The sequence below is a fragment of the Streptomyces sp. NPDC060002 genome (assembly GCF_042737245.1).
Lineage (GTDB): Bacteria > Actinomycetota > Actinomycetes > Streptomycetales > Streptomycetaceae > Streptomyces.
The window spans coordinates 141,298-166,006 of record NZ_JBHWUW010000006.1 but is presented as its reverse complement, the minus strand read 5'-3'; the positions used below and the strand labels follow the sequence as shown (position 1 = coordinate 166,006).

The 24,709-nt window shown below is 70.7% G+C and carries 18 protein-coding genes; 11 read left to right on the top strand and 7 right to left on the bottom strand.

Annotated elements, in window-relative coordinates; translation table 11 throughout:
• Window positions 1-67 precede the first annotated feature (67 nt).
• Both ACFWBD_RS08565 and ACFWBD_RS08560 read right to left on the bottom strand, forming a co-directional pair.
• Window positions 68-271 (bottom strand): cold-shock protein, encoded by a 204-nt coding sequence (locus ACFWBD_RS08565; protein WP_020125862.1) that lies wholly within the window; start codon window positions 269-271, stop codon window positions 68-70.
• A 271-nt stretch (window positions 272-542) separates the two neighbouring features.
• The gene (locus tag ACFWBD_RS08560) at window positions 543-3,611 is read right to left on the bottom strand and encodes an AAA family ATPase (protein ID WP_385664507.1); all 3,069 of its coding nucleotides are present in this window, start codon (window positions 3,609-3,611) and stop codon (window positions 543-545) included.
• 229 nt (window positions 3,612-3,840) lie between these two features.
• Between ACFWBD_RS08560 and ACFWBD_RS08555 the strand changes: the two genes are divergently transcribed.
• Window positions 3,841-6,735, top strand: a complete 2,895-nt coding sequence (locus ACFWBD_RS08555; RefSeq protein WP_385664504.1) for an AAA family ATPase — start codon at window positions 3,841-3,843, stop codon at window positions 6,733-6,735.
• A 216-nt stretch (window positions 6,736-6,951) separates the two neighbouring features.
• Here the strand turns inward: ACFWBD_RS08555 and ACFWBD_RS08550 are convergent, their stop codons facing one another.
• The gene (locus ACFWBD_RS08550; protein ID WP_385664501.1) at window positions 6,952-7,890 is read right to left on the bottom strand and encodes a hypothetical protein; all 939 of its coding nucleotides are present in this window, start codon (window positions 7,888-7,890) and stop codon (window positions 6,952-6,954) included.
• 402 nt (window positions 7,891-8,292) lie between these two features.
• Here ACFWBD_RS08550 and ACFWBD_RS08545 point away from each other — a divergent pair, with 402 nt between their 5' ends.
• The 5 genes from ACFWBD_RS08545 (at window position 8,293) to ACFWBD_RS08525 (ending at window position 12,169) form a co-directional block, all read left to right on the top strand.
• Window positions 8,293-8,907 (top strand): response regulator transcription factor, encoded by a 615-nt coding sequence (locus ACFWBD_RS08545; RefSeq protein WP_385664499.1) that lies wholly within the window; start codon window positions 8,293-8,295, stop codon window positions 8,905-8,907.
• 60 nt (window positions 8,908-8,967) lie between these two features.
• Entirely contained in the window at window positions 8,968-9,708 is a 741-nt protein-coding gene (locus tag ACFWBD_RS08540) for a class I SAM-dependent DNA methyltransferase (RefSeq protein WP_385664496.1), read from the top strand.
• 135 nt (window positions 9,709-9,843) lie between these two features.
• Window positions 9,844-10,059, top strand: a complete 216-nt coding sequence (locus ACFWBD_RS08535; RefSeq protein WP_351755306.1) for a DUF4177 domain-containing protein — start codon at window positions 9,844-9,846, stop codon at window positions 10,057-10,059.
• Between the two features lie 189 nt (window positions 10,060-10,248).
• On the top strand, window positions 10,249-11,751 hold the full coding sequence (locus ACFWBD_RS08530; RefSeq protein WP_385664493.1) for an APC family permease: 1,503 nt from the start codon (window positions 10,249-10,251) through the stop codon (window positions 11,749-11,751).
• A gap of 1 nt (window position 11,752) precedes the next feature.
• Window positions 11,753-12,169 (top strand): universal stress protein, encoded by a 417-nt coding sequence (locus tag ACFWBD_RS08525; protein WP_385664490.1) that lies wholly within the window; start codon window positions 11,753-11,755, stop codon window positions 12,167-12,169.
• Between the two features lie 194 nt (window positions 12,170-12,363).
• Here the strand turns inward: ACFWBD_RS08525 and ACFWBD_RS08520 are convergent, their stop codons facing one another.
• Window positions 12,364-13,410: a M48 family metallopeptidase gene (locus ACFWBD_RS08520; protein ID WP_385664488.1), complete on the bottom strand. Its 1,047-nt coding sequence runs from the start codon at window positions 13,408-13,410 to the stop codon at window positions 12,364-12,366.
• A gap of 100 nt (window positions 13,411-13,510) precedes the next feature.
• Between ACFWBD_RS08520 and ACFWBD_RS08515 the strand changes: the two genes are divergently transcribed.
• Genes ACFWBD_RS08515 through ACFWBD_RS08505 form a run of 3 tightly spaced genes read left to right on the top strand, consistent with a single transcriptional unit; the run spans window position 13,511 to window position 19,424 of the window.
• Complete coding sequence (locus ACFWBD_RS08515) at window positions 13,511-15,562, top strand: dynamin family protein (RefSeq protein ID WP_385664485.1); 2,052 nt, start codon at window positions 13,511-13,513, stop codon at window positions 15,560-15,562.
• 56 nt (window positions 15,563-15,618) lie between these two features.
• A complete protein-coding gene (locus tag ACFWBD_RS08510) occupies window positions 15,619-17,436 on the top strand; it encodes a hypothetical protein (protein WP_385664483.1) in 1,818 nt (605 codons plus the stop codon).
• A 38-nt stretch (window positions 17,437-17,474) separates the two neighbouring features.
• On the top strand, window positions 17,475-19,424 hold the full coding sequence (locus ACFWBD_RS08505) for a dynamin family protein (protein WP_385664481.1): 1,950 nt from the start codon (window positions 17,475-17,477) through the stop codon (window positions 19,422-19,424).
• A 236-nt stretch (window positions 19,425-19,660) separates the two neighbouring features.
• Here ACFWBD_RS08505 and ACFWBD_RS08500 read toward each other — a convergent pair whose 3' ends face one another.
• Window positions 19,661-20,083, bottom strand: a complete 423-nt coding sequence (locus ACFWBD_RS08500; RefSeq protein ID WP_327181673.1) for a secondary thiamine-phosphate synthase enzyme YjbQ — start codon at window positions 20,081-20,083, stop codon at window positions 19,661-19,663.
• Between the two features lie 89 nt (window positions 20,084-20,172).
• On the opposite strand from ACFWBD_RS08500, the gene ACFWBD_RS08495 reads away from it, so the two are divergent.
• Complete coding sequence (locus ACFWBD_RS08495; RefSeq protein ID WP_385664478.1) at window positions 20,173-21,252, top strand: NAD(P)-binding domain-containing protein; 1,080 nt, start codon at window positions 20,173-20,175, stop codon at window positions 21,250-21,252.
• Between the two features lie 12 nt (window positions 21,253-21,264).
• Here ACFWBD_RS08495 and mltG read toward each other — a convergent pair whose 3' ends face one another.
• Both mltG and ACFWBD_RS08485 read right to left on the bottom strand, forming a co-directional pair.
• Complete coding sequence (mltG, locus tag ACFWBD_RS08490; RefSeq protein ID WP_385664475.1) at window positions 21,265-22,137, bottom strand: endolytic transglycosylase MltG; 873 nt, start codon at window positions 22,135-22,137, stop codon at window positions 21,265-21,267.
• 53 nt (window positions 22,138-22,190) lie between these two features.
• The gene (locus ACFWBD_RS08485; RefSeq protein ID WP_385664472.1) at window positions 22,191-23,993 is read right to left on the bottom strand and encodes an ABC transporter ATP-binding protein; all 1,803 of its coding nucleotides are present in this window, start codon (window positions 23,991-23,993) and stop codon (window positions 22,191-22,193) included.
• Window positions 23,994-24,086: 93 nt separating this feature from the next.
• Between ACFWBD_RS08485 and ACFWBD_RS08480 the strand changes: the two genes are divergently transcribed.
• Window positions 24,087-24,590 (top strand): MarR family winged helix-turn-helix transcriptional regulator, encoded by a 504-nt coding sequence (locus ACFWBD_RS08480; protein WP_385664469.1) that lies wholly within the window; start codon window positions 24,087-24,089, stop codon window positions 24,588-24,590.
• Window positions 24,591-24,709 lie beyond the last annotated feature (119 nt).

Sequence of the window (24,709 nt, the reverse complement as noted above, 5' to 3'; positions counted from 1 at the left end):
TTGGAGAGCAGCAAGCTGGGGCCCGCACCACATGGTGCGGGCCCCAGCTGCCTCATACGCTTTCGCGTCAGGCAGGCGTGATGTTCTCCGCCTGCGGGCCCTTCTGGCCCTGCGTGACGTCGAAGTTCACCTTCTGGCCTTCCTGAAGCTCACGGAAGCCCTGGGTGGCGATGTTCGAGTAGTGAGCGAAAACGTCGGGGCCGCCGCCGTCCTGCTCGATGAAACCGAATCCCTTTTCCGAGTTGAACCACTTGACGGTGCCAGTAGCCATGTCATATCTCCTTCGGGGCAGTGCCCAGAGGCCCACACCGTGTGGACCCATGCGTTGCCACAATGAACCCCGTCCGGATAAGCACCGGATATACAAAAATGCCCGGCGGCCAGACAGCCGCCGAGGCACTTGAAGTTTCGGGAACCACAACTGCAACTAGCTTGAAGCCTAGCACGGTACATACAACCGCACTACCTTTCGCCCACGCGGCACCGGATCGGGCGCGCAAGCCTGCACGAAGCCAAATACACGCGAAAGGTTAATTTTCAGATTACACAAGGTTCGCTCCAGGAGAACACGACCACGGCTCGAGCCCGCCCCGGCGACCGGGTCGGCCGGTGAACACGGCCGTGACCACCTCGGTGCGGGACCGCAGTCCGGTACGTGCGAACAGCCGGGACAGCCGGTTGGCCACCGCGTCCTCACTGACCCGCAGCACCGTGGCGATCTGACGGTTGGTGAGCCCCTCGGCGATCAGGGTCGCGAGCAGCCGCTCGTTCTCGGCGGTGGCCTGCCTGCGCCCCGGGACGGTGATCCCGGCCTCCCGCATGGCGGCCCTGGTCCGGAAACGCGCCAGTGCGGAGCCGGTCCTCCCGAACAGTTCGTACGCCTCGTGCAGCAGGGCGGGCGGCCCGGCGCCCGCGTCGGCCGCGGTGACGAGGGTCACAGCCGTCTCGTACGGCTGACTGCGCGAGCGCGCCAGGTCCACCGCCTCCCGCAGGTCGTCCCGGGCAGCGCCGGGAGACTCCTGCCGCAGCACGCGGGCCGACGCGAGCAGATAGCTCAGCCTCGTCCTTGCGCTGCCCGTCCGGTCCGAGATCCGCGCGAGGCGTTCCAGGCAGGTCACCGCCTCGCCGGTGTGTCCCGTCTCCGCGTGCACCTCGGCGAGGGCGGCCCACAGTTCGTCGACGCCTGCGACGTGTCCGTGGGCGTCCGCCGCGTCCAGTCCGCCCCGCAGTGTCTTCTCCGCCCCGTTCAGATCGCCGAGGGTCCGCAGCACCTCGGCCTCCACGGCGTCCAGCGAGTACTCCAACCGGCCCTCACCCCGGTCGCGCACACTGTCGATGAGGCGGCGGGCGCTGGTCGTGCGGCCTCGGGCGAGGAGGATGGCCGCGGTGCGGGCGGGAATCAGACAGCCGTCCGCCGCGGGCGTGTGGATCCGGTTGTTCGCCAGCATCCACCGGGCCGGCTCCAGCGCCTCGTCCCAGCGGCCCTCGAGGTGGCGCCAGAGGAACACGCTGTGCGGGGGCAGCGAATCGGGGTTCAGGCCCTGGGCTGCCAGCAGGTTCTCCGCCGCGTGCAGGTCCCGGCCGCTGAGCAGCTCGTCGAACATGGTGGTGACCAGGGCGTACACGTGCTCGGCACCCAGGTACGGGGCTTCGGAGAGGGCGAGTGCGCGTCTGAACCGCTCCGGCCGGCCCAGCACCATTTCCGCCACGGCCCGGAAGTAGGCGGGCTTCACCCGGCCGCGGACATCGGTGGTCCACACCTGTTCCGTCCGGGCCAGCAGGTCCAGTGCCTCCTGCCACCTCGCCAGCCCGCACAGGGCCAGCACCCGGCCGGTCACCCGGACCAGGGCGGGCAGCCCCAGTTCGTCCCACCACTCGGCCGTGGCCAGCCGGGACAGCGCCCGCCAGTCCGAGTCGTTGGCGGTCGCCGCCGTGAAGAGGTTCGCGGTGTCCTGCAACTCCAGTGGGCCGAGGACGTCCGCCATGTTGCGCAGGATCGACTCGGTCATGGTCCGCGCCGTCCGGTAGTCACCCGCCTGGTAGGCGGCCTTGGCGTACCGCTGAAGGGCCGGGACGCGGTCGACGGGCCGCTCGACGAGGTGGCCGGCCGCCCGGCACCACCGGAGCACTCCCCTGCCCTCGGAGTCGGGATGGAGCCTCTTCGCGGCAGCCGTCAGTTCCGTGACCGCACGATCGCGGTCGACCAGGTGTCCGGCTTCCGCGACCCGGTCCGCCAGGTAGGCCACCGCGTCCGCCTCGTCGGGCAGCGCCGCCACCGGTGGTCCCGCCGCGCACCCGATGCCCGCCGCGTCCCGGTCCGCCCACAGCGCCTCCACCGCCGTGGCGGACAGCCGACTGCGTTCCAGCGGCCCCAGTCGCTCGCGGACGGCATGTGCCGTCAGCGCGACGGCGAACGTCCAGCCGCCCGCCGCAGCGCCGTCGTGCCCGGGCTCGGGCTCGGGCTCGGGCCGGACGGCGACGATCTCCGCGTCGATCAGGTCGCGGATCCCGTCGCCGACCGCCTCGGCGGACAGTCCGGTCGACGTCGCGATCAGCTCCGAGGCCCGCCCGCCGAGCGGCCACAGGATGCTCAGCGCCCCGGCCACCACACGGCACGACTCACTCAGCGCGTCGAGCGCTCCGATGAACCGGTCGCCGTCCGGCAGCACCGGCGCCGGCGTCCGCACCCCGACGAAGGCGTGACCGTCGGCCACTCTGATCGCGCCCTCCCGCGTCCACCCGGTGAGCAGGGCGTCGATCGCGCCGGGGACCCCGTGCGTCAGCTCCCGCACCCGCCGGGACAGACTGCTGTCGGGTGTCGCCCGTAACCGCCGCGCCACCACCGCGGTCGTCTCGTCCGGCCCGAGACGGGACAGCACGACCGTGTGCGCCCACGGCATCCCTCCCTGCTGTTCCAGGGCTTCGGCAGCACCGTGGCGCGGTGGCGTCCGGCCCTCTTCGTCCGCGGCGCTCCGGGCACGGGAGGCCGCCTCGTCCCCGTTCCCGCCGCGAGCGCCCCGCTCACCGCGTCCCGCCGCGGAGGCCAGCAGCCGGACTCCGGTCGGCAGCGGCGCGAAGTCGGTCCCGCGGAGCACGGCCAGCGAATCGGCGTCGGCGAGGTGGAGGTCGTCCAGCTCCACGACCACGGGCGTGGACCGCGCCAGAGCGGTGTGCAGCAGTCCGGCCATCGCGGTCCCGTCGCGCCGCTCGGCCGCGCGCAGCGCCTCGGTGACCGGCTTCGCCGCGCGCTGGTGTGCCGTGCCGGAGTGGTCCGTGTCGGAGAGGTCCGTGCCGGAAAGGTGCTGCTCCAGCGCCATGACCAGCCGCAGCGCGAGCAGCAGCGGCCGTGCGTCGTCGCCCGGCACGCAGCCCACCGCGAGCACGGGCGTCCCTTCGGCGCGCAGCCGTTCGCCGAGTACGTGCAGGAACGCGCTGCGCCCGGCTCCTCGTTCGCCCCGGACGAGTACAAGGCGCGGCCCGGCCGGATCCCCGAGGCGGGCCTGGACCTCGTCCAACTCCCGTTCGCGGCCGACCGGGCACCCGGTCGTGCGGTCGAGGCTCGCGGCCGTGCCCCCGTGGACCAGCCAGGGGCTTTCGGACGGAGCAGCCATGGTCCACCGCGTTCTCTTCGACGACATCCGCGAGGCGGGCGGCACCGAACCCGACCGCATCGAGCGTCTCCGGCGGCCCCGTGGCCGGGCCGTCAACACTGCGAGCCATTATGGCGATTTCCGTATGATCATGTTCCGTCGGGCGGTGGGTTCCGAAAGCACCGCGCCGCGAACGTTCCTGCTCCGGTCGGCCGTTCACACGCGCAGTACCGGACCAGGAGGAGTGGGCGTGCTGAAGCGCGGGCCTGTCATCGGCAGGGACAGCGAGATCCGGGAAACGGCCGGGACACTGCTGTCCACCGGTGCCTCGGCGCGCACCCTGCTGCTCGTCGGCGGAGCCGGAACAGGCAAGACCGCCGTGGTGGAAGAAGCCCGGCGAGCGGTGGTCGAGGACGGTGCCACGGTCTTACGGCTGCGCTGTCACGACGGGGGGCACCCGCCCGGCGCGGCCGCGCTTGCCGAGGGCGTCCACCATGTGCTCACCAAGGTCCACGATCGCCGGAGCCCGGCCCGTACCAGTGCGATCCGCCGGATCCGGCTGCGGAACACCGGCCGGGACGGCGAGTTGACCCTGCTGGCCACCCTCGGCGAGGTGGTCGCGGACGCGGCCCGTCACCTTCCCTTCGCGCTGGTGATCGACGACGTCGAGCGGATGCCGTCGGCGACGGCATCCGCCCTCGGCCTGCTGCTGCGCGTCTTCCGCCCCGCCGGTGTGCCGATGGTGATGGCCGGCCGCCTCGCACGGCCCGGACGCCCCGGCCGCCCCGAAGACGACGGCGTCCGGCAGCTCGCGACAGCGGCCGACCGGCTGCTCGAACTGGCGCCGCTGCGGCCGGCCGACGTGGAGGCCCTGGTCGTACGGCGGCTCGGCCGCCCGGTCGAACCGGCACTGGTGACGGCGGTGCTGCGGGCGCTGGGCCCGATGGCGGGCACCCCCGAAGCCGTGCTGTCGGTGCTCGACTCGATGGCGGAGCAGGGCGACTTCCTGGAACTCGGCGGCCATGTGTGCCTGGCCGAGCCGGAACAGGCGCTGCGGCTCACCACGGACGTGGCGCGGCTGAGCCGGCTCTGCTGGCCGGCCGGGCCACCGGACGCCGGCGCCCTGGACGCGGCGGCCGCCGTGGCCCGCAACCTCGAGCACGCCGAGATACGGCTCGACGATCTGCACCGGCTGAAGCCGGGCGGCCCACGCCGGGCCGGCCTCGTCGACCGAACGCTGACCCCGCTGGTCGGGGACGGGATCCTGACCGTGGACGAGGACCGCCGGATAGCGTTCGCCGTTCCGGCCCTCGCGGCGGCGCTGCGGGCGCTGCCCACTCGGCACGCCGTGTCGTCGCTGCACGCGCTGATCACCAGATCGCTGACCGATCGGCTGGGCGCGGAGACCGCGGGGGGCGGCTACCCCCGGCTGGCCGATCACGTGGCGGCGGCCGGGGCCGAGCTGGACGACGCCCTCGCGGTGGATGTGCTGCTGGCGGCGGCCCGCACGGACGCCAGGTCCGACTGGTCCCGATCGGTCCGCGCCTACTCCTGGGCGCTTCGGCGCCTGCCGCCGCACGACCGCCGGACGCCCGGCGTGCTGGGCGAGTCCGCCGAGCTGAGTCTGCGCCACGCCGACCACCCCGGTGCGCTGGCGCTGGGCGACCCGCTGTTCGCCTGCCTGGACGCGTCGTCCGCCGAGCAGGACCGGGAAGGTCTGCGGCACGTCGCCGGGGTGTGGGCCCTGGCCGCACTGCACGAGCACCGGTTGCCGGACACCCTCGGCGCCGGACCCCGGGGCCGTGCCGTGGCGGAACACGCGCCCGCCGTGGCCGGCTTCGCGGCGCTCGTCGGTCCGTACGGACTGGGCCCGGTGACGCGCCGTCCTGATACGGAGGACCACCGGGGAGCTGCCGCCGCCGACCCCCGACCCCGGTCCGGGCCACTGCCCTCGGCTGCGGAACTCCGGCTGCTGGCCGGGGCCGCGGGGAGCCGTGCCGGGCTGTCGGACGCGCTGCCGCCCGATGCGGACGGCGCACGGACCCTGGACGGGCTCCGGAACGCGACCGCACACGCGGACCTGGCCGGCGCCCTGGCCGCCGTGCTCGGGGACCGCTACACGGGGGCGGGGGACAGCACGGCCGCGCTGTACCGCGTCATGGTGCGCGAGTACCTGCGAGGGGACTGGGACCGGGCCCTGGCGTCCGCCCGCCGGATCGAGGCGCGAAGCCGGACCCGCGGCAGCACGGCCGGCCCCGCGCAGCCCGCCCGCGCGCTCGCGGCCGAGATCCACTGCGCGCGCGGGGAGTCGGGGTACGCCCGGGCGTGGCTGGAGCTGATTCCCGAGACCGTGGCTCACCCGCTCGTCGCCTGGGCCAGGCTGGGTCTGCGGTACTGGTCGGGCCAGGTGGAGGAGGCGCTGGAAGGGGCACTCGACGAGGTGCGGCGGGCTCGCCGGGGCGGCCTGCTTTCGGGCATCGAGAAGGTGCTGCTGCGCTATCTGTCGTTCGCTCTGCTGGAGGCCGTGCCGTCGGCCATGGAGGAGGCGCTGGACGAACTGGAGGCGCTGGACGAGGAGGTGGGCTCCCCCATGACGCGGGAGGCGGTGCTCCTCGGCCGGGGTGTGGTGCGGCGCGACGTGGACAGCGCGCTGGCCGCTCTCCGGGCGGTGCGCCGACGGGGCGACGCGTACCTGGAACTGCTCTGCCGCCTGGGCCTGGTGGAGATCGGCGACGACTCCGAACGATGGCTGGCCGAGGCGACGCGCGGCGCTCAGGCGCTGGGCATCGGAGGCGCCACCCGTACGTCGCTCGGCCATATGACGCGCCGCCGGAACCTCGTCCTGCCGAGGGTGCGTCCGGCCAAGGACGAGTTGAGTGAGGAGGACCTCGAGCTGACCGCGATGGTCAGCCGTGGGGCGACCAATCGGCAGATCGCGGCGCGGCTCGTGTGGAGCGAGAAGACCGTGGAGCGGCGGCTGACGCGGCTGTTCCAGCGCACCGGTTGCCGCTCCCGGGTGGAACTGGCCGCGGCCTGGCTGGACGGCAGCCTCGCCCACCGCGAACTGGTGCCGGACGAGGTGCGCGGCGCGGCCGGAGGTTCGTTCCCCGTCCGTGGCCCCGGGACGCCGTCGAGCCGGCGCTGACACGTGCCGTCTCCCGGCCGCGGCGCGCCCGGCCGGTGTCTCCGGCCGTCGCCCGCCGCCGCGGGGCACGGCGCGCGGGGCACGCGGGGGCAGCGGCGCGCGGGGCACGGGCGGGGGCGGGGCGGGGCCAGCAGCGCGCAGGGCACGGCGGGGGTAGCGGCGCGGGGCGCACGGCGGGGGTAGCGGCGCGGGGCACGGCCACTTCCGGGCGGCGGGTCAGGAGAGGCGGGCGGCGTGGGTGTCGACGGGCAGGCCGAGTCGGCCGGTGTCGAGCGAGCCGTCGGCATTCACCTGGAAGTTCCAGTCCGCGCCGACGATGTAGCCGAGCACCAGGAGCGCGTCGGTGTCACGCAGCGCGGCGTCCCGCCATTGGTCGTCACGGAACTGAGCGGCGGTCACCACGAAGAGGCGGCGGGCGTGCGCCTTGGCGGTCACCAGGGCGACGCTGTCCTGCCGCACGGTCTGCGGGGCCGGCGATCTCCGGTCGGAACCCCACGGCATGCCGTCCTGGCAGGCCAGAGCCTCGTCACGGGTCGCCGCGGTGCGCAGCCGTGCCGACCGCGCCCCCAGTCCGTCGGTGACCGACGGAGTGGCCGCCGAGCCCACCAGGACGACCGTGGCGAGCAGGCCGACCGGACCCGAGATCAGTTCCGTGATGAGGGCCTGGGCCAGGCACCGGACATCGTTGTCCTCACCGGTGAGGACGATCGCCCCTGACAGCCGCGAGAGGTCGACCAGCACCCTGTCGCCTCGATGGCGACCGAGGGTGACGGCCAGGGAGTAGGGATGCGCGACCTCGGCGCCCGCGTCGCCCGGACCCGTCAGTTCCTTCGGTTCCACCCACCACTCCTTGCCCGAGAGGTCCGCGGTCCAGGGCGCGGGCGCGGGGGCGTCGGCACCGGCGAGCAGCAGCGTCAGCCGCTGTCCCGAGTGGATGACCGCGTGTACCTCGGGCAGCGCACGGGCACTGTGCGCCCGCCCTTCGGCCACGGCTCGCAGGCCCAGGGCGACCGCCTCGAGTTCCTTGCGATGGGCGCTCGGTCTCGCACTACGGACCCGCCCGGGCAAGGGGTCGCGTCTGCGCAGGATCCATGCGGCGGCGGCCCCGAGCAACACCAGGACGAGCACCACGGACAGGACAATGGACGCGATCATGCGGCCACCTTTGTTACTAGAAGTTGCCAGAACTGGTCACCGGCTCAGCGGCAACGCCGCCCGCGGTGCTCCGCGGGCGCATCGCCAGGGGCCCGGTGGCACCCGGGGAAACGCGCCGCCGCCGGCCGAAGGACAGCCGAGGGAAAACGTCGAAACGCGTTCTCCACGCCATCGTGGTGCCTTCTCCGCTTCCGGTGGAAGGCGAGATCGCGAACCTTGCCGGTCTGTACAGGGAGGGCGGGCCGGCCGCTCGCGCCAGGTTTCCCTCGGTCGGCGGACGTCGGGCCCGTGGCGCGGATGTCCGGCCCTCCCCGGTGGCAGCATCGCCCTCCTGAACCTCGTGGAAAACCTGTGTGAATTGGGGGGCGCATGCCTCATCAAGTACTCGGCGGGACCGTGCGCGTGGCGATTCACGCGCCCGCCCCCTTGGTCCGCGCCGGACTGGCCGGCTTCGTCGCACTGGACCCGCGTCTGCACGAACTGCCGCAGGACAGGATCCGGGAGGCCGACGCCATCGTGGTCGCCGTGGACGTGGCGGACGCCTCCGCCCTGGACCTGCTCCACCGCCTGTGCGACAAGCCCGGCGCACGCTTCCTCGTGGTGGTGGGCAAGAAGTGGCGGGCCGACCTGTCGGCGGCGCGGAAGCGGGGCGTCCGCGCCGTGGTGTGGTGGGACTTCTGCAGCCCGGACGTCTTCGTCCGATCGGTGCGCGCGGTGGCCGGCGGCGAGGAGAGCGCACTCTCCTGCCGGCCGGCTCCCGAGGATCAGCCACGGAACTCCGAGCGGGCGGAACATCACGCCGCCGCCTCCCGAGGGCGGGCCGTACCCAGACTGAACGCTCGCGAGGTGGACGTACTGCGCCTCATCGCCGAGGGAAAGCAGTGCGACGAGATCGCGATCGAACTCTCCTATTCCGAACGCACGGTGCGATACATCCTGTACGGCGCGATGAAGCGGCTGCGGACGCGCAACCGTGCCCACGCCGTCTCCCACGCCATCCGGGCCGGGCTGATCTGAGCCGCCGGCGAGGGAAATCCCGTCGACAGCGCGCCGCCGCGCCCGGCAGAGTGACCGCTCGTGACGAGCAGCGAACTGTGGACCCGCGCGACCGCCGACCGCTACGACGCCGAGGAGGGCGAGATGTCCTCGGCCGCCGTCCTCGGACCGACCCTCGACTTCCTCGCCGGACTCGCCGGCGACGGCCGGGCACTGGAGTTCGCCATCGGCACCGGCCGCGTGGGTGTCCCGCTCCGGGAGCGCGGCGTGCCCGTGGTGGGCGTCGAACTGTCCGAGCACATGGCGGCGGTCCTGCGGCACAAGATCGACGAGGACACACTCCCGGTCGTCCTCGGGGACATGGCCACGACCGTCGTTCCGGGCGAGTTCACCCTGGTGTATCTCGTCTACAACACCATCACGAACCTGCTCACACAGGACGAGCAGGTCGAGTGCTTCCGCAACGCCGCACGGCACCTGGCGCCCGGCGGCCGCTTCGTCATCGAGCTGGGCGTGCCGCCGCTGCGGTTCCTGCCGCCCGGGCAGGTCGCGGTGCCGTTCGACGTCTCCGAACGGCATCTCGGCTTCGACACCTTCGACCTGGTCGAACAGATCCTCGTCTCGCACCACTTCACCCGCGACGCCGACGACGGCGGCTACCGCCGCGAAAACTCCCGGCACCGGTACGCGTGGCCCGCGGAACTCGACCTGATGGCACGGATCGCGGGACTCGAACCGGAACGGCGTGTCGCGGACTGGGACGGCGCACCGTTCACCCAGGATTCCACGAAGCACATCTCCGTGTGGCGCAAGCCGGCCTGACCCACCTCCTCCCCGCCGAACCCGCCCCGACGTGTGCGGCGACGCCGACCGGTGATGTGCTGTCCCCGATTCCGACAGCCAGTCCATCCGGTTCCATCTGGTTCCATCTGGTTCCATCCACAGGAGGGCCCCTTCATGACCAGTCCCCACGCACTCGAGTACAAGGTCGTCACCTTCCGCGAATCGCTGATCGGCGACGCGCTGGACAGCGACAAGCTGGAGAAGGTGCTCAACAAGCACGCCGAGGACGGCTGGGCCCTCAAGGCGATCACGTCCGCCGACGTCAAGGGCCGCATCGGCCCCGGTGCGGTCGAGGGACTGCTCCTCACGCTGGAGCGTCCGCGCCGCTGACACCCGCGGTCCCGCCCACGGGTGCCGCTCCACGGAAGGCCGTGGAGCGGCACCGGCCCCGGCACGGCCCCGAATCCGGATGCCTCCGGTGTTCCGTCGGTGACACCCATCGCCAATAGGCCCTCAATGACATAAAAAGTCACAAAGCTCCCTGTTGTATGGCTTCACGCACAACCGGAGCGAGGGAACATGGCCAACGACACCACCGGCGAACGTCCACCTGACGGGTTGAAGGCCAATGCGATCGGGTTCGTCGACGCACTCGTCATCGGGCTCAACGCCACCTCACCGGCGTACTCCCTGGCGGCGGTCATCGGTCCGATCGTGGCGCTCGTGGGCATCTACGCCCCTGGCGTGCTGGTCGCTTCGTTCGTGCCGATGCTCCTGATCGCGTCGGCGTTCTACTACCTCAACAAGGTCGACCAGGACTGCGGCACCACCTTCTCGTGGGTCACCCGGGCCATGGGACCGTGGGCCGGCTGGCTGGGCGGTTGGGCCATCACCATGACCGGAGTGCTGGTCGTGGGGTCGCTGGCGGACGTCGCCGTGAGCTTCGCGCTGCTCGCCTTCGGCCTCGACAGCTGGGTCGACAACGACTTCGTACGCCAACTGCTCGCGGTGCTGCTCATCCTCGTGATGACCGCCGTGTGCGTCGTCGGCACCGAGGTCTCCGCCAAGGTGCAGAACGTCCTCATCCTCGCCCAGGTCGTCTGCCTGCTCGCCTTCGTCGTCGTGGCGCTCTACCGCGTCTACGCGGGGACCAGCACCTTCGATTCCGTCGAACCGTCGATCGACTGGCTCAACCCCTTCGGCGCCGGCGGATCGACGCTGACCGGAGCCCTGTTGCTGGGCGTGTTCATCTACTGGGGCTGGGAATCCGCGGTCAATCTCACCGAGGAGGTCGAGGATTCCGCCACCGCCCCCGGCAAGGCGGGCGTCTGGTCGACGGTCATCCTGCTGGTGACCTACGTCTCGGTCGGCTTCGCCGTCGTGGCCTATGCCGGAACGGCCTTCCTGGCCGAGAACGCCGACGAGGAGGAGCTCATCTTCGCCCTGCTCGCCGGCAAGGTGATGGGCGGCTGGGACTGGGTCGTGCTGCTGGCGGTCTCCACCTCGGCGCTGGCGTCGACGCAGACGACGATCATCCCGGCGTCCCGTACGGCGCTGTCCATGGCACGCCGGCACGCGCTGCCCGCGCACTTCGCCCACATCCATCCGCGGTTCCGCACGCCCGACGTGAGCACCTGGTGGGTCGCCGGCATCGCCATCGCCTGGTACCTCGTCGTCAACCAGATCAGTGCCAACGCCCTCTTCGACTCGCTCACCGCGCTGTCGTTGCTGATCGCGTTCTACTACGCCCTCACCGGTGTGGCCTGCGCCGTCTACTACCGCCGCCATCTGACGGAGAGCGTCCGCCACTTCATGCTCATCGGCCTCGGTCCACTCGTCGGCGCCGGGCTGCTGGCGTGGCTCCTCGTGGAATCGGTCTCCGACATGTCCGACCCCGCGAACTCCTACACCGGCACCTCGTGGCTCGGGGTCGGCCCCCCGCTCGTCATCGGCGTCGGTATCGCCGTCGCGGGAGTGGTGCTCATGGTGCTGTGGCGGCTGAGGTCACCCGCCTTCTGGTCGGAGCGCGCGGGCGTGGCCGACCCCGATCTTGTCCACGGCGTCCACGGCAAGGAGTCCTGAGATGGCGGTTGTCCTCGGATACGACGAGTCTCCCGGCGCGGTACGCGCCTTGCGCATCGCGATCCAGACGGCGGCCGCGTTCCGTGAGCCGCTCGTGCTGGTCTACGGCGCCGCGGCCCCGGGGCCGGGGGGCGAGGAGTACCGGGCCCACCACGAAGCCGTCCGCGAGGCCGGACGCGTCGCCCTCGATCACGCCGTCACCGCGGCCGAGGCGGCGGGCGTGCCCACGACCGTCGAAATCATCGACCAGAAACCGGCGCAGGCGCTGATCGACGCCGCGTCACGCCACGAGGCGAGGTTCATCGTGGTGGGCAGCTGGGGCGAGAGCCCGATGCGCGGGGCACTGCTGGGCTCGACCCCCCACAAACTCCTGCACCTGTCGACCGTCCCGGTGCTCTGCGTCCCGACCGAACAATAAGCCGCCGCACCTACGGACGGCGCCTTCGGAAGCCCGGGCCACGTCGTACGTGTCGCCGTCGCCGACCCGGCCGCCTACGAGACCTTCCTCAGCCGGCACGTGACGACCATCCCGCAGATCAAGAACTTCACCATCGCACTTCACGATGAATACGGCCCGACGACCAGCCGCCCCGCGACCGTCCTTCGAACGGGTCAGCTGCCGGGAAGCTTTCGCCGCACGGCATCCAGCGCCCGGTCCCCCGCGTCGGCGGTGGAGGCTGCAAAGTCACGCACCATGGTGAGCAGAGGGTCCGTGCTCTGCCTGAACGTCTCCATATACGAGTTCGCGGTGTCGCGCACCTCCGACCTCACGGCTACCGAGCCGTCATCGCGCCGCAGCGGATAGGAGGCGGAGAGGATTCCGCGGTAGTCGTCACCACTGGCCCATCGGTTCAGCTCGGAGACTCGGACCACGGCAAGCGGGTGCGAGCTGTCCTGAGTCAGCAGGAGCTTGACGAAGCTGTCGCGGATGCCCTCCGCTCCTTCGAACTCGGCGGCCTGACGGAGGAACTCCTCGACGCTCATTTCCTCCAGGTGCGATCCGCCGGCAAGCTTCATGAGCGCACGGAGGCACGCGTCGCGGTCCTGCATCACGAGCAGCCCGGCGCGGTCGCACGACAGCTCGGACTTGCGCATCCACTCTCCTAGGGCCGCCTGAACGGCCTGGAGGCCGATGCCGGCCAGAGGCAGCGCCGTAACGAGGGCGCCCGCCCGCACCAGGTAGAAGGCCATGGTGCGGTACACCGAGTGGCCGCTCATCACATGCCCGAGTTCGTGGCCGATCACGAACGTCAGTTCGTCGGCGTCCATGAGGTCGACCAACGCCGTGGTCAGCACGACGAACGGTTGGTTCATGCCGATGGTGAAGGCGTTGACCACATTCGATTGCTGGACGTAGACCTCGGGCGGCCTGTCAAAGTCCAGTAACCGCGCGGCCTCGAGCACACTGCTGTGGATTCGCGCGAATTGCCGGTCACTCGTCCGCACCGCAGAGGCGAGGTGTTCCATCCGAACGACGCGCTCAGGGAAGCTTCCACTGAACTTCCTGACGACACCGTCCAGGCCGTGGAGCTTGCGCAGCGCCACCATCGCCGCCCGGTCGGCTGGGTGTTCGTAGGCCCGGGACGAGATACCCGGGAAGCGCGTTCGGGTGTGCGCGTCGGCGGGCAGCTCGGCCCCCGCGGTCCTTTTATCCCCCATACGGCGCAACGTAGGAAATGATCCCGCACCTGCGCAAGGTTTTGCAATATCATAATTCCGTTCGAATTCAGCAGGCCGCACAGGGATTACATATTACGATTTGATAACGCCAAGGATCTCCAGGGGTGGCCATAGACACCGGGCGGACATACTCCGGCTGGGGGTGGGGAAAGGCATGGAAGATGTGCGTCCCAGTGACAGCACGGACATCACGACGGCACTCGCAGACGCATCGGAACACCTGAAGTTCATCGAGAGTCTGACGGCGGACCTGAAGCCGGCGCCGGAGCGTGCCGCAGCCGTCGGCGCAGCGATCGAACGTGTGCAAAGGCGCCTGACGGACGGTCGGTTACGGCTGGCGGTCATAGGGGAGTTCTCCAGCGGCAAGAGCACGTTCATCAACGGACTGCTTCGGGCGCCGGTGCTGCCCGTGGCGGTGCTTCCGACTACGGCCACGGCCGTCACCATCGAGTACGGTCCGGCCTTCCTGGTGCGAGTACGCGTGGTCGGCGATCCGCAGTGGCACACTGTGGGGCCGTACGGTGATCCAGCGGCTCTCGGGGCCCAGCTGGCCGCGCTGCGAGGGGCACTCAAGGCGTTCGCGCCCGCCTTCCGGCCACCCGAAACCCCCGACCAACTGCTCGAAGTCCTCACCACCGACGGCGGCGTCGCGTCACACCTGTCCGGGCTGCGGGTGGAGTTACCGGCCGACGCGCTCGCCGACGGCCTCGTCATCATCGACACCCCGGGGACCAATGCCGAGGCTCATCACACCGACGTCGCGCGTCGTGTCATGGCCGAGGAGGCCGACCTCGCGGTCGTACTGACGTCGGCGCTCGCCCCCGTCCCCATGTCGCTCACCGCCTTTCTGCTCGAGGCGTTCGACGAGGCGACGCTGGCACGTTGTACGTATCTCGCCACCTACATCGACCGGGTGCCCGCCGCCGACCGGGCGGCTGTGGTCACCACTGTGCGCAACCGGTTGCGGGGCGGGCTCGGCCTGCCGCATCCGGCGGTCGAACCCGTCTCGGCGGAAGCCGTCGTCAAGCTCGCGGCCGGCAGGCAGCTCGAACCCGAACAGGTCGAATGGGTCGCCAGGTTCGCGGAGACCGATGCGCGGCTGCGCGAGACGATGGCACGTCGGCGCGAGGTGACGGTCGCCGACAGCACGCTCCGACTCCTCGACGAAGCCGTCCGCATCGTCGAAGAGGACGTGGAGGTTCAGCGGGCAGCCCTCGCGGAGGACGAGGAGGCGCTCGGCAGAGCCCGCATCCGCGACCTCCCCCGGTTCCTCGGCGAGCACCGCGAGCGTGGGGAGAAGCTCGTGAATTCGGCCGCCGACAAGGTGCGCTCCGAGATCGACCGCCGGCACGAAGTCGCTCGGGACCGCGTGTGGCAGAGGTGCACTTCGCAGATCGAGGCCGCCGCCTCCGTGTCCGCTCTGGAGAGCGTGGTGAACGACGACGTCACCGCCGACCTCCGCACAGGGCTGAGCAGCATGCTCAAGGATCTGGACACGTTCATGGCCGAGCAGATCGCCTCAGCGGTCGGCAGTGCGGCGGCCGGGGTGACCGAGGCGTTCGAGGCCGAGTACGCCCGCCTCGGCGAGGCGGTTGGCTACGTGCGCCCCGCCGCGCGCACGCAGGTGGCGACGGCGCGCGTGGTGGCCGCTGGGGCCGGCGGTCTGCGTCCGGTGGCGCTGGCCGCCAAGGCTGCCGCGGCCGCGGACAGGAAGGGCCGCTGGGGTGCTGGTGCCGTGGGCATGGCCGTGGGCGCGGTGCTCGGTGGGCCGGTCGGGGCCGGCCTGGGCGCCCTCGTCGGTGGCTGGCTCGGCGGCCGAAACCTGGCAAAGGTCAAGTCGGAGATCTGTGAGCAATTGCAGGCTCGGGTCTCCACCGCGTTCGGAGAGGCACGTGACGCGGCAGGGCAAGCCGCCCACGAGCACCGGCGCGCTGCGACCGCGACGTTCCGCGCTCACCTCGCCGAGTACAGAGAGAGCTACGACTCGGCGGTGGCCGAGATCCGCTCCGAGCAGCAGGCCCGTGGTGCCGAGTTGGAACGCAGACGGAAGACGCTCGCAGTGGCCAGGACCGAAGCCGAGCGCCGCCGCACGGTCATCAGTGCGCAACGCGCGGCGCTGGCCGCTCTCTGACGCCCACGCCGTCTCGTCGTTTCCCTTATCAAGTCCCCCAGCAAGCGAGGTGACCCATGCCCGATCGCTCCGACGCGCCCGGTACCGCCCGCACCGACGACCCGCACGTGGCAGCGACTTCCGACGCAGGCGAGTCCGGCGTCGCCGCAAACCCGGATCCGAGGGATCCGGCGGCGGGACCGCCCCTCGCGTCCTGGCTCGAGGAGGCCGGTGAACTGGCTCGTGATCACGGCTTGGAGGCCCTGCGCCGCGGCGTCGAGTCGCTGACCGCGCAGGCGGCCTGGCCTGCGTTCCGTGTGACGGTCGCAGGCGAGGCAGCGAGCGGCAAGTCGTCCCTCATCAACAAGCTGCTCGGACGGAGCCTCCTGCCAGAAAGCCACCCGGTGGGGGTGCCGATCACGGTCGTCGCCGGTACTGATGAGCGCATCGAGTTGTTCTGCGGTGACGAGGTTCACCAGTACGACCTGGGTGAGGAAGCGTGGCGGTCCGCCGTTGCGGACCGCGATGACAGCGACCCTGCGAAGGCGCTGCAAGCCGTCCGTGTCGTGGTGGACAACTGGCTGCTCGGTGACGGAGCCATGGAGGTGATCGAGGCACCGAGGCTCAACTTCGATGCCTCGGCGGACGAGCTGACACGCCGTACGGTTCGGATCAGTGACGCGCTGGTGATGACGACGAAGGCGGTCGCCCCACTCAGTCTCACGGAGGCGGGTTTCGTCGAGGAGGCCGTGGGCCGGGGCCACCTCCCGCAAGCGACGCTGGTTCTCACGATGATGGACCTGCTGCGGCCGGAGGACCGGCCGGAGACGGTGCAGAACATCGTCACCCGGGCGGCCCGGGTCGACACCCGGCTCGATGTGGCGGTGGGCCCGCACCACGAGGACGACGCGGATCTCGACACGCTGCGGTCCCGCCTCAAGGAGTGGTCCGCCGCGAGCGAGCGCCACCACCTCCGACAGCGCCGAATCGCCGCCCAGCTTGCCGACCACGTCGGCGGGATGGCCGAAGTCGGTCGCGCGGCACTGCGCGCTGCCCGTCTCAGCGCGCAGGAGCGCGAGGCGGCCCGGCGGAGGGATGTCGCCGAAGGGGATCGGTTGCGACTGGTGTGGGCCGACATCCAGGTGACATTCGAAGAGCGCCGATCGGCCGCCGCGGCAGAATTACGCAAGCGCCTGGACGCGGCACGCGACGAACTTCTGACTGAACTGCGGACCTCGTTGGAGGCGGCGCCCGACGCCAAGTGGTGGTGGGACACCTCGCTGTCGCTCATGTTGAGGCACGGCCTCGAGCGCCAGGTCAAGCGCCAGGAACACTGGCTGCACGGGCGTGTCGCCGACGACGTCGCATGGCTGGACGAGCAGATGTCGTCGGTGGGTGCCGGCGGCGCACCGATCGGATATGCCGGCTCCGACCGACTGGATGTCGACGAACCGGCCCGCAACCGCCTGCACGTGCAGGATCTGCGCGGCAAGAGTGCGCTCTACCGGCTCGGACCGGCCGGCGCCGCGCTTCTCGCGGCGACGGTGATTCCCGGCGTGGGCCTGCCCATCGCACTGATCGGTGCCGGCGCGGCGGCAGTCGCCGGCGCTGCGCGCTTCCGTCAGTTGGCCGAGGAGCAGAGGGCCGCGGTGAAAGAGGCACTCTGCCACCTGGTCGACCAGGCGGTGGACGAGGTCTCCGGTGACGCCGGGCATCGGCTGCGCGACATCTACGCAGATATCTCCGGCCGGGCTCTGGAGCAGAGCCGGACCTGGCGGGCCGACCGGATCGCAGTGCTGGAATCCGTCACCGCCGAGGACGACGGGCGCTGGGAGCGGCTCGTCGAGGCGGCCGAGGAGATGCGCGGCCGGGTCAGCGCCGCCCTGGCCGCCTGAAGCAAGCGAAAGAACCGAGCGATTTCGAAGGACACACCATGGACGGCTTTCACGACTTCGAGGAACGTCGCGGCGAGCTCCTCGAGATGATCAACCGGCTCCGCCCCGTCCTGCACGGACTCAACGCCCAGGAGGCCATCAACAAGCTGGACGTAGTCCACGACCGGGTCGAGTCGCACACCTTCAAGGTCATGATCGTCGGGGAGTTCAACCGTGGGAAGAGCACGGTGATCAACGCCCTGCTCGGCGAGCGTGTGCTCCCGTCGTACGCACAGCCCTGTACCGCCATCATCAACGAGGTGAAGTGGGGTGAGGAGCGGCGTGCCCGGCTCTACCCCATGCAGGTGAACGGGCAGAACGTCGCCCCGATCGACATCGGGGTCGATGAACTCGCCGACTACGTCACCATCGAGGACGGGGAGGACGGCAAGCCGAGGTCGAACCCGTACGCGCGAGCGGAGGTGTTCTGGCCGCTGCCGCTGTGCGAGAACCGTGTGGAGATCATCGATTCCCCGGGCCTGAACGAGGCGCCGAAGCGCGAATTGATCACCCTCGGGTATCTGGATCAGGCCGACGCCCTCGTCATGGTGATGATGGCGACCGCGCCGGTGTCGATGAGTGAGCAGACCTTCCTGAACGTCCATGTCCGGGACCGCGGCCACCACGAGGTGTTCTTCCTTATCACCCGGATCGACGACGTGCCGGAGGCGGAGCAGACGGGCACCATGAAGTCCGTGCGCAGTCGCCTCTCCCGCTACAGCACCCGCGAGAATCGGGTCTACTTCGTCAACGCCCGGGGCATGCTCGAGGGCCGGATCGGGCAGGACCGCGGGCTGGTGGAAGCGTCCGGGATGCTGCCGTTCGAGGCCGAGCTCGAACGGTTCCTGGTCAGCGAGCGGGGTCACGTGAAGGTGCTCGTGCCGGCGCTGCGGCTGAGCAACGTCCTGACCGACGCGCGCCGGAGCATCGAAACCCAGCAGGGCATGCTCCGGCAGAGCGCGGCCGATCTGCGACGCACCTACGAGGAGCAGCAAGGTCCGCTGCAGCAGGTGGAACAGCGACGTCGGCTGATCTTGAGCCGGGTCGACACGCACTTGCGGGATATCGCCGACGAGGCGGGTGCGCGTGCACGCAGGTTCTACCGTCAGACCGCCGACAGCATTGAGCAGTGGGTGCTCGAGATCCCGCTGGAAAGCAAACTCAGGGGATTCAATCCGCGGACCAAGGGCGCGCAAGCTGCGGCCATCCAGGCGGAACTGTCCGAGAAGCTGTCGGCCAAGCTGCAGGAAGCATCGGCCTGCTGGCAGGAGACTGAGCTGCGCGAATTCATCGAGCAGCGGGTGGAGGACCTGCGGGGTGAGATCGGCGAAGACCTGACGGAACTCATCAACCGTATCGACGCCATTCGTTACGAACTCGCGGCCATCCCTCGCCCAGCTTCGCTCGACGACGGCGCGGGCGGTGTCGAGCGCGTGCTGGCGGCGGGCATCGGTACCGTTCTCGGCGGTCCCGGCCTGGGCATCGCGGGCGCAAACTTCGGATTCAAGGGCGTCGCCAAGGCGGTGGTCCCGACGCTGGGTGTGGTGGTGCTCGGTGCGGCAATGGGCTTCGCCGCGTTCCCGCTCTTCCTCGCGGTGATGGCGGTGAATCTCGTCGGCGTCGCGATCCAGAGCGGTAGTGCGGAGAAGGCGCTGAAGGCCAAGATTGCCACGGAGTATGCCAATCGCCTGCGTGACCAGACCGACGAAATCGTGACCGACCTCATCGCCGAGGTGAGGGGTCAGCTGGGCAAAGTGCGTGAGGTTATCGACGAGGGCATCGAGGCGGAGGTGCGCAGCGTTCGGCAGGAGACGGAGAACGCCCTCGCGCGACGCGAGGCCGACGAGGCGGACACCGAGGTGACACTGCGTGCGCTCAGCGGGTACAGCCGCACGGTCAACGATCTCGACGAGGGCCTCGCGGAGTTCATCAAGCGGGTGACCATCTAGAAGGCTGCTGAGAAGCTTGTCGAAGGGCTGTCCGGCCACAGGCCGGGCGGCCCTCTTGGGTACGCGGTGGCCGGGGCGAGATGCCAGGTATTGCACATGCAGCCGGCCGACCTGGAAGCTGCTGACAGACCTCCTACAGGCTTCAGCACGCGCCAAGCCAGGGTGGGGCCCTCCAGCCCGGCTCCTTGCCCCATTCGGTGCGGCCGGACTTTGCCCCTGCCGTCCCCCCAGGACACCTAACCGAGGAAACTCAGCCGCACCTGACGGTCGGGGTTGTCCTTGTTGGTGTCCACCAGGCACACCGACTGCCATGTGCCCAGCTCCAGCCTTCCGTCCACGACCGGCAGGGTCGCGTGGGGCGGGACGAAGGCCGGGAGGACGTGGTCGCGGCCGTGGCCGGGGCTGCCGTGCCGGTGCTGCCAGCGGTCGTCGGCGGGGAGGAGGGTGTGCAGGGCGGCCAGGAGGTCGTCGTCGCTTCCGGCGCCCGTCTCGATGATCGCGATCCCGGCCGTGGCGTGCGGAACGAAGACGTTCAGAAGGCCGCCGCGGCCGGCGGCCACTTCGCGCAGGAACGCCTCGCAGTCGCCGGTGAGGTCGACGACCCTCTCCCGGGAGCCTGAGGCGATGTGCAGAACTCGGGTGGTGAATGCATCTGACATGCCCCCATCCTGACCCATACGCCGGGTTCCGTACCCGATCTCACAGCCGGACCGGGAAGATCCACGCCGGCCCTTCCGTTGGCAGAGGCGTGAACAACGTGCGTGAGGTCGAGGTGGTCGTCATAGGCGCCGGCCAAGCGGGTCTGGCCGCCGCCCATCACCTGCGGCGCACCGGTTTCGAGCCGGAGCGCGACTTCGTGGTGCTCGACCACGCCCCCGCCGCCGGGGGCGCCTGGCAGTTCCGGTGGCCCTCACTGACGTACGGCAAGGTGCACGGGATGCACGCGCTGCCCGGCATGGAACTGACGGGCGCGGATCCCGACCGGCCCTCGTCCGAGGTCGTCGCGGAGTACTTCGACGCCTACGAGCGCGCCTTCGACCTGCGTGTACGGCGCCCGGTCGATGTGCGCGCCGTACGTGAGGGCACGGATGGCCGACTGCTCGTCGAGACCTCCGACGACGGTACGTGGTCCACGCGGGCCCTGATCAACGCCACCGGCACCTGGGACCGGCCGTTCTGGCCGCGCTACCCCGGCCAGGAGACCTTCCGCGGCCGGCAGCTGCACACCGCGCGGTATCCGGGTCCCGAGGCGTTCGCCGGGCTGCGGGTGGTCGTGGTGGGCGGTGGCGCGTCCGGTACCCAGCACCTGCTGGAGATCGCACCGTACGCGGCTCGGACCACATGGGTGACGCGGCGGCCCCCCGTCTTCCGCGAGGGGCCCTTCGACGAGGGCGACGGCCGCGCGGCCGTCGCGCTCGTGGAGGAGCGGGTGCGCCAGGGGCTGCCGCCGAAGAGCGTGGTGTCCGTGACGGGACTGCCGCTCAACGACGCGATCCGCAAGGGGCTCGCCGACGGGGTGCTGGACCGGCTGCCCATGTTCGACCGGATCACTCCGGACGGCGTCGAGTGGAACGACGGGCGGTGGGTCGCCGCCGATGTCATCCTGTGGGCGACCGGGTTCCGGGCCGCCGTCGGCCATCTCGCGCCGCTGCGGCTGCGTGAGCCGGGCGGTGGGATCCGGCTCGAGGGCACGCGTGCCGTCGCCGATCCGCGCATCCATCTCGTCGGCTACGGGCCGTCGGCCAGCACCATCGGCGCCAACCGGGCCGGCCGCGCGGCCGTACGGGACATCAGGCGGCTGCTCGCGGAGGAGCCGGTCGCCGCCTGATGCCCTGCCAGGTCACCCGGCTGCCGCCGACTGGCTCTTCGGGCTCTTCGAGCTCTTCGGGTTCTGCTGGTTCCGGTTGAGCTCGGCGACGTTGCGCTGGTGTTCCGCGTAGCTCGCCGTGAAGCGCGTGTCGCCCGGCTTGACCGTGACGAAGTACAGCCAGTCGCCCGGGGTGGGGCTGATGGCCGCGCGCATCGCCTCCTCGCCGGGGTTGTCGATCGGCGTCGGCGGCAGGCCCATGCGCTGGTAGGAGTTGTAGGGGCTCTCGACGCGGGTGTCGTTCTCCGTCGTCTTCAACGCGAAGCGGTTCAGTGCGTAGTTGATGGTGGAGTCCATCTGCAACGGCATCCCGCGCTCCAGGCGGTTGAACACGACCCGGGCCACCTTGCCCATGTCCGCCTTGGTGGCGGCCTCGGCCTGCACGAGGCTGGCGATGGTGACCGCCTGATAGACGTTCATGGCGTTGCGCTGGGCGCCGGCCGCCGTCGGCGCCCCGTTGAACTTCTTGTTGGCGGTGTCGACCATGTAGGACAGCACCGTCTGCGGCGTCGCCTTCTTGGCCAGCGGATACGTCGCCGGGAAGAGGTAGCCCTCCGGGTTGCCCTCGGCGTCGTTCGGCAGCTTCAGCCCGGCCTTCGGCAACGTCTTCCTGGTGGTGCCGGCCGGCAGGGCGAGCGCCTTGTCGACGGCCTCGTAGACCTGGCTCGCACGCCAGCCCTGCGGGACGACCAGGGTCGCCGGCTTCGGCTTCTCCTTCGGGCTCTCCAGGCTCAGCAGTGGCGCCGCCACGGCGGTGCCCGCCACGACGGCTCCGGTCGCGATGAGGACGAGACGGCCCCGGCGCGTCAGTCGAATCGTGCTCCGTGGCGGAGGGTTCATCTGCATGCGGGCACGGTAACCCGCACATCGTCACAAACCCGGCATAACTTGGCATACTGTCATCTTGTCGGCTCCAGGCGGGCATCCCGTCGCACCAGCGCCGCGTACCGCCCGTCCCGCTCCAACAGCTCCTCGTGCGTGCCCCGTTCGGCCACCTGGCCGGAGTCGAGGACCACGATCTGGTCGGCACCCCGAATGGTGGACAGCCGGTGGGCGATGGTGAGCGTTGTGCGGTTGGCCGAGAGCGCGTCGATGGCCTCCTGGACGGCCTGCTCCGTGCGGGTGTCGAGGGCGCTGGTCGCCTCGTCGAGGATCAGCACCGGCGGGTCGCGCAGGATGGTGCGGGCGATGGCCAGCCGCTGCTTCTCACCACCGGAGAACCGGTGGCCGCGCTCGCCGACGACCGTGTCGTAGCCGTCGGGCAGGCCGGCGATGTGGTCGTGGATCTGCGCCGCCCGCGCAGCCGCGTGCAGCTCCTCGTCGGTGGCGTCCGGCTTGGCGAAGCGCAGGTTGTCGGCGACCGTGGCGTGGAAGAGGTACGTCTCCTGCGAGACGACGCCGACCGCGCGCGCGAGGGTGTCGAAGTCGAGGTCACGGACGTCGACGCCGTCGAGGGTGACCCGGCCGCCCGTCACGTCGTACAGGCGCGGCACCAGATAGCCCAGCGTGGACTTGCCGGCGCCGGTCGGGCCGACCACCGCGAGGCTGCCGCCGGCGGGAACGTCGAGGTCGATGCCGTCGAAAACGGGGCCGCCCTTGTCGTCGTACCGGAAGGCGACGTCCTCGAAGCGGACCTCGCCCTTGATCTGGTCGATACGGACCGGGTTGTCGCGCTCGGTGATGTCGAGGGGGAGGTCGAGGTACTCGAAGATGCGCTGGAAGAGCGCGAGGGAGGTCTGGATCTGCACGCCGGTCGACAGGAGGCTCACGGCCGGACGGAACAGGCCCTGCTGGAGCGAGACGAAGGCGACGATCGTACCGAGCGAGACATCGGGGCCGCCGAACTGGAGGGCCAGGCCCGCGGTCCAGTAGATGAACGCCGGCATGGCGGACATGACGATCCCGATCACGGCCATGCGCCAGCGCCCGGCCATGTTCGACCGCACCTCGAGGTCGACCAGCTGCTCGGACTCGTCGGCGAAGGACCGCGTGAGGGAGTCGGAGCGGCCCATGGTGCGGCCGAGCAGAATGCCGCTGACCGACAGCGACTCGGTGACCGTGGCGGCCATCGCGGCCATCTGCTTCTGACGCTGGGTGGTGATCTTCTTGCGTTCGTTGCCGACGCGACGGCTGATCCACACGAACACCGGAAGCAGGAGCAGCGAGACGACGGTCAGCCGCCAGTCGAGGGCGACCATCGCGATGATGGTGGCGACCACGCTGGTGAAGTTGGAGACCAGGGAGGTGGCGGTGGAGGTGACGGTGGCCTGCATGCCGCCGATGTCGTTGGCGATGCGGGACTGGACCTCGCCGGTACGCGTGCGCGTGAAGAAGGCGAGAGACATCCGCTGGAGGCGGTCGTAGACGGCCGTCCGCAGGTCGTGCATGACGCGCTGGCCGACGGTCGTGGAGATCAGGGTCTGCAGAACGCCGAAGACACCGCTCAGGACGGCGCTGAGGATCATGCCGAGGGCGAGGAGGCTCAGCAGGCCGGTGCGCCCCTCGGGGATGGCGACGTCCAGCGTCTCCTTCAGCAGGAAGGGGGTGGCCACCGCGACCAGCGAGGCGGCGGCGACCAGCACGCCGACGACCGCGAGCCGGGCACGGTAGGGCTTGAAGAGCGTGAGGATGCGGCGCACCTGCCGGGGCTGTTCGGTCGAGGTGCCGGGCGAGGGGGTCCAGTCGACGTGGTCGCGGGGCATGGCTCCTACGGAGGGTGAGACGGTGAGGACTGACGGAGCATAGCTCATTGTTACCTATACTCACAATGAACGGCGTCCTGATATTGTTCCCGTATGACCACCCCCGATTCCGACAGTCTGCTCGCCGAGCAGCTGCTGCGGCTCACGCGCCGGGTGCACCGCATCCAGAAGCACCATCTGGAGCGGAGCGGGCTCGCCGTCACCCCGGCCCAGGCCCGGTTGCTGCGCACCCTGGCGCACTGTGACTCACCGCCGCGCATGGCCGACCTCGCCGAGCGGCTCGAGGTGGTGCCCCGGGCCGTCACGACCCTGGTCGACGGGCTGGAGGGGAGCGGCAAGGTGCGACGGGTGCCGGACCCCACCAACCGGCGGGTGATCCGGATCGAGCTCACGGAGGACGGCCGCAAGGCTCTGCGCCAGCTACGGGGCGCGCGGATGTCCGCAGCGGAGGAGATTCTCGATCCGCTGACGGAGCTCGAGCGCCAGGTGCTGAGCGGTTTGCTGGACGCGCTGGTGGACGGGACCCCTGACCGGACGCCGAAGCATGGACAGGGGCGGGACCAGGGGCGGGGACGAGGGCAGGGGCGCGGCTGCTGAACCTCACGAGAACGGGCCGTGGGGGGCCCCCCCCGCGGAGAGGGGGTGGGCGCCCCCCCGGGGGGGGGGGGGGGGGGCTTTACAAGGTGAATGGGGCTGGGCTAATAAAGAGAAAAAAA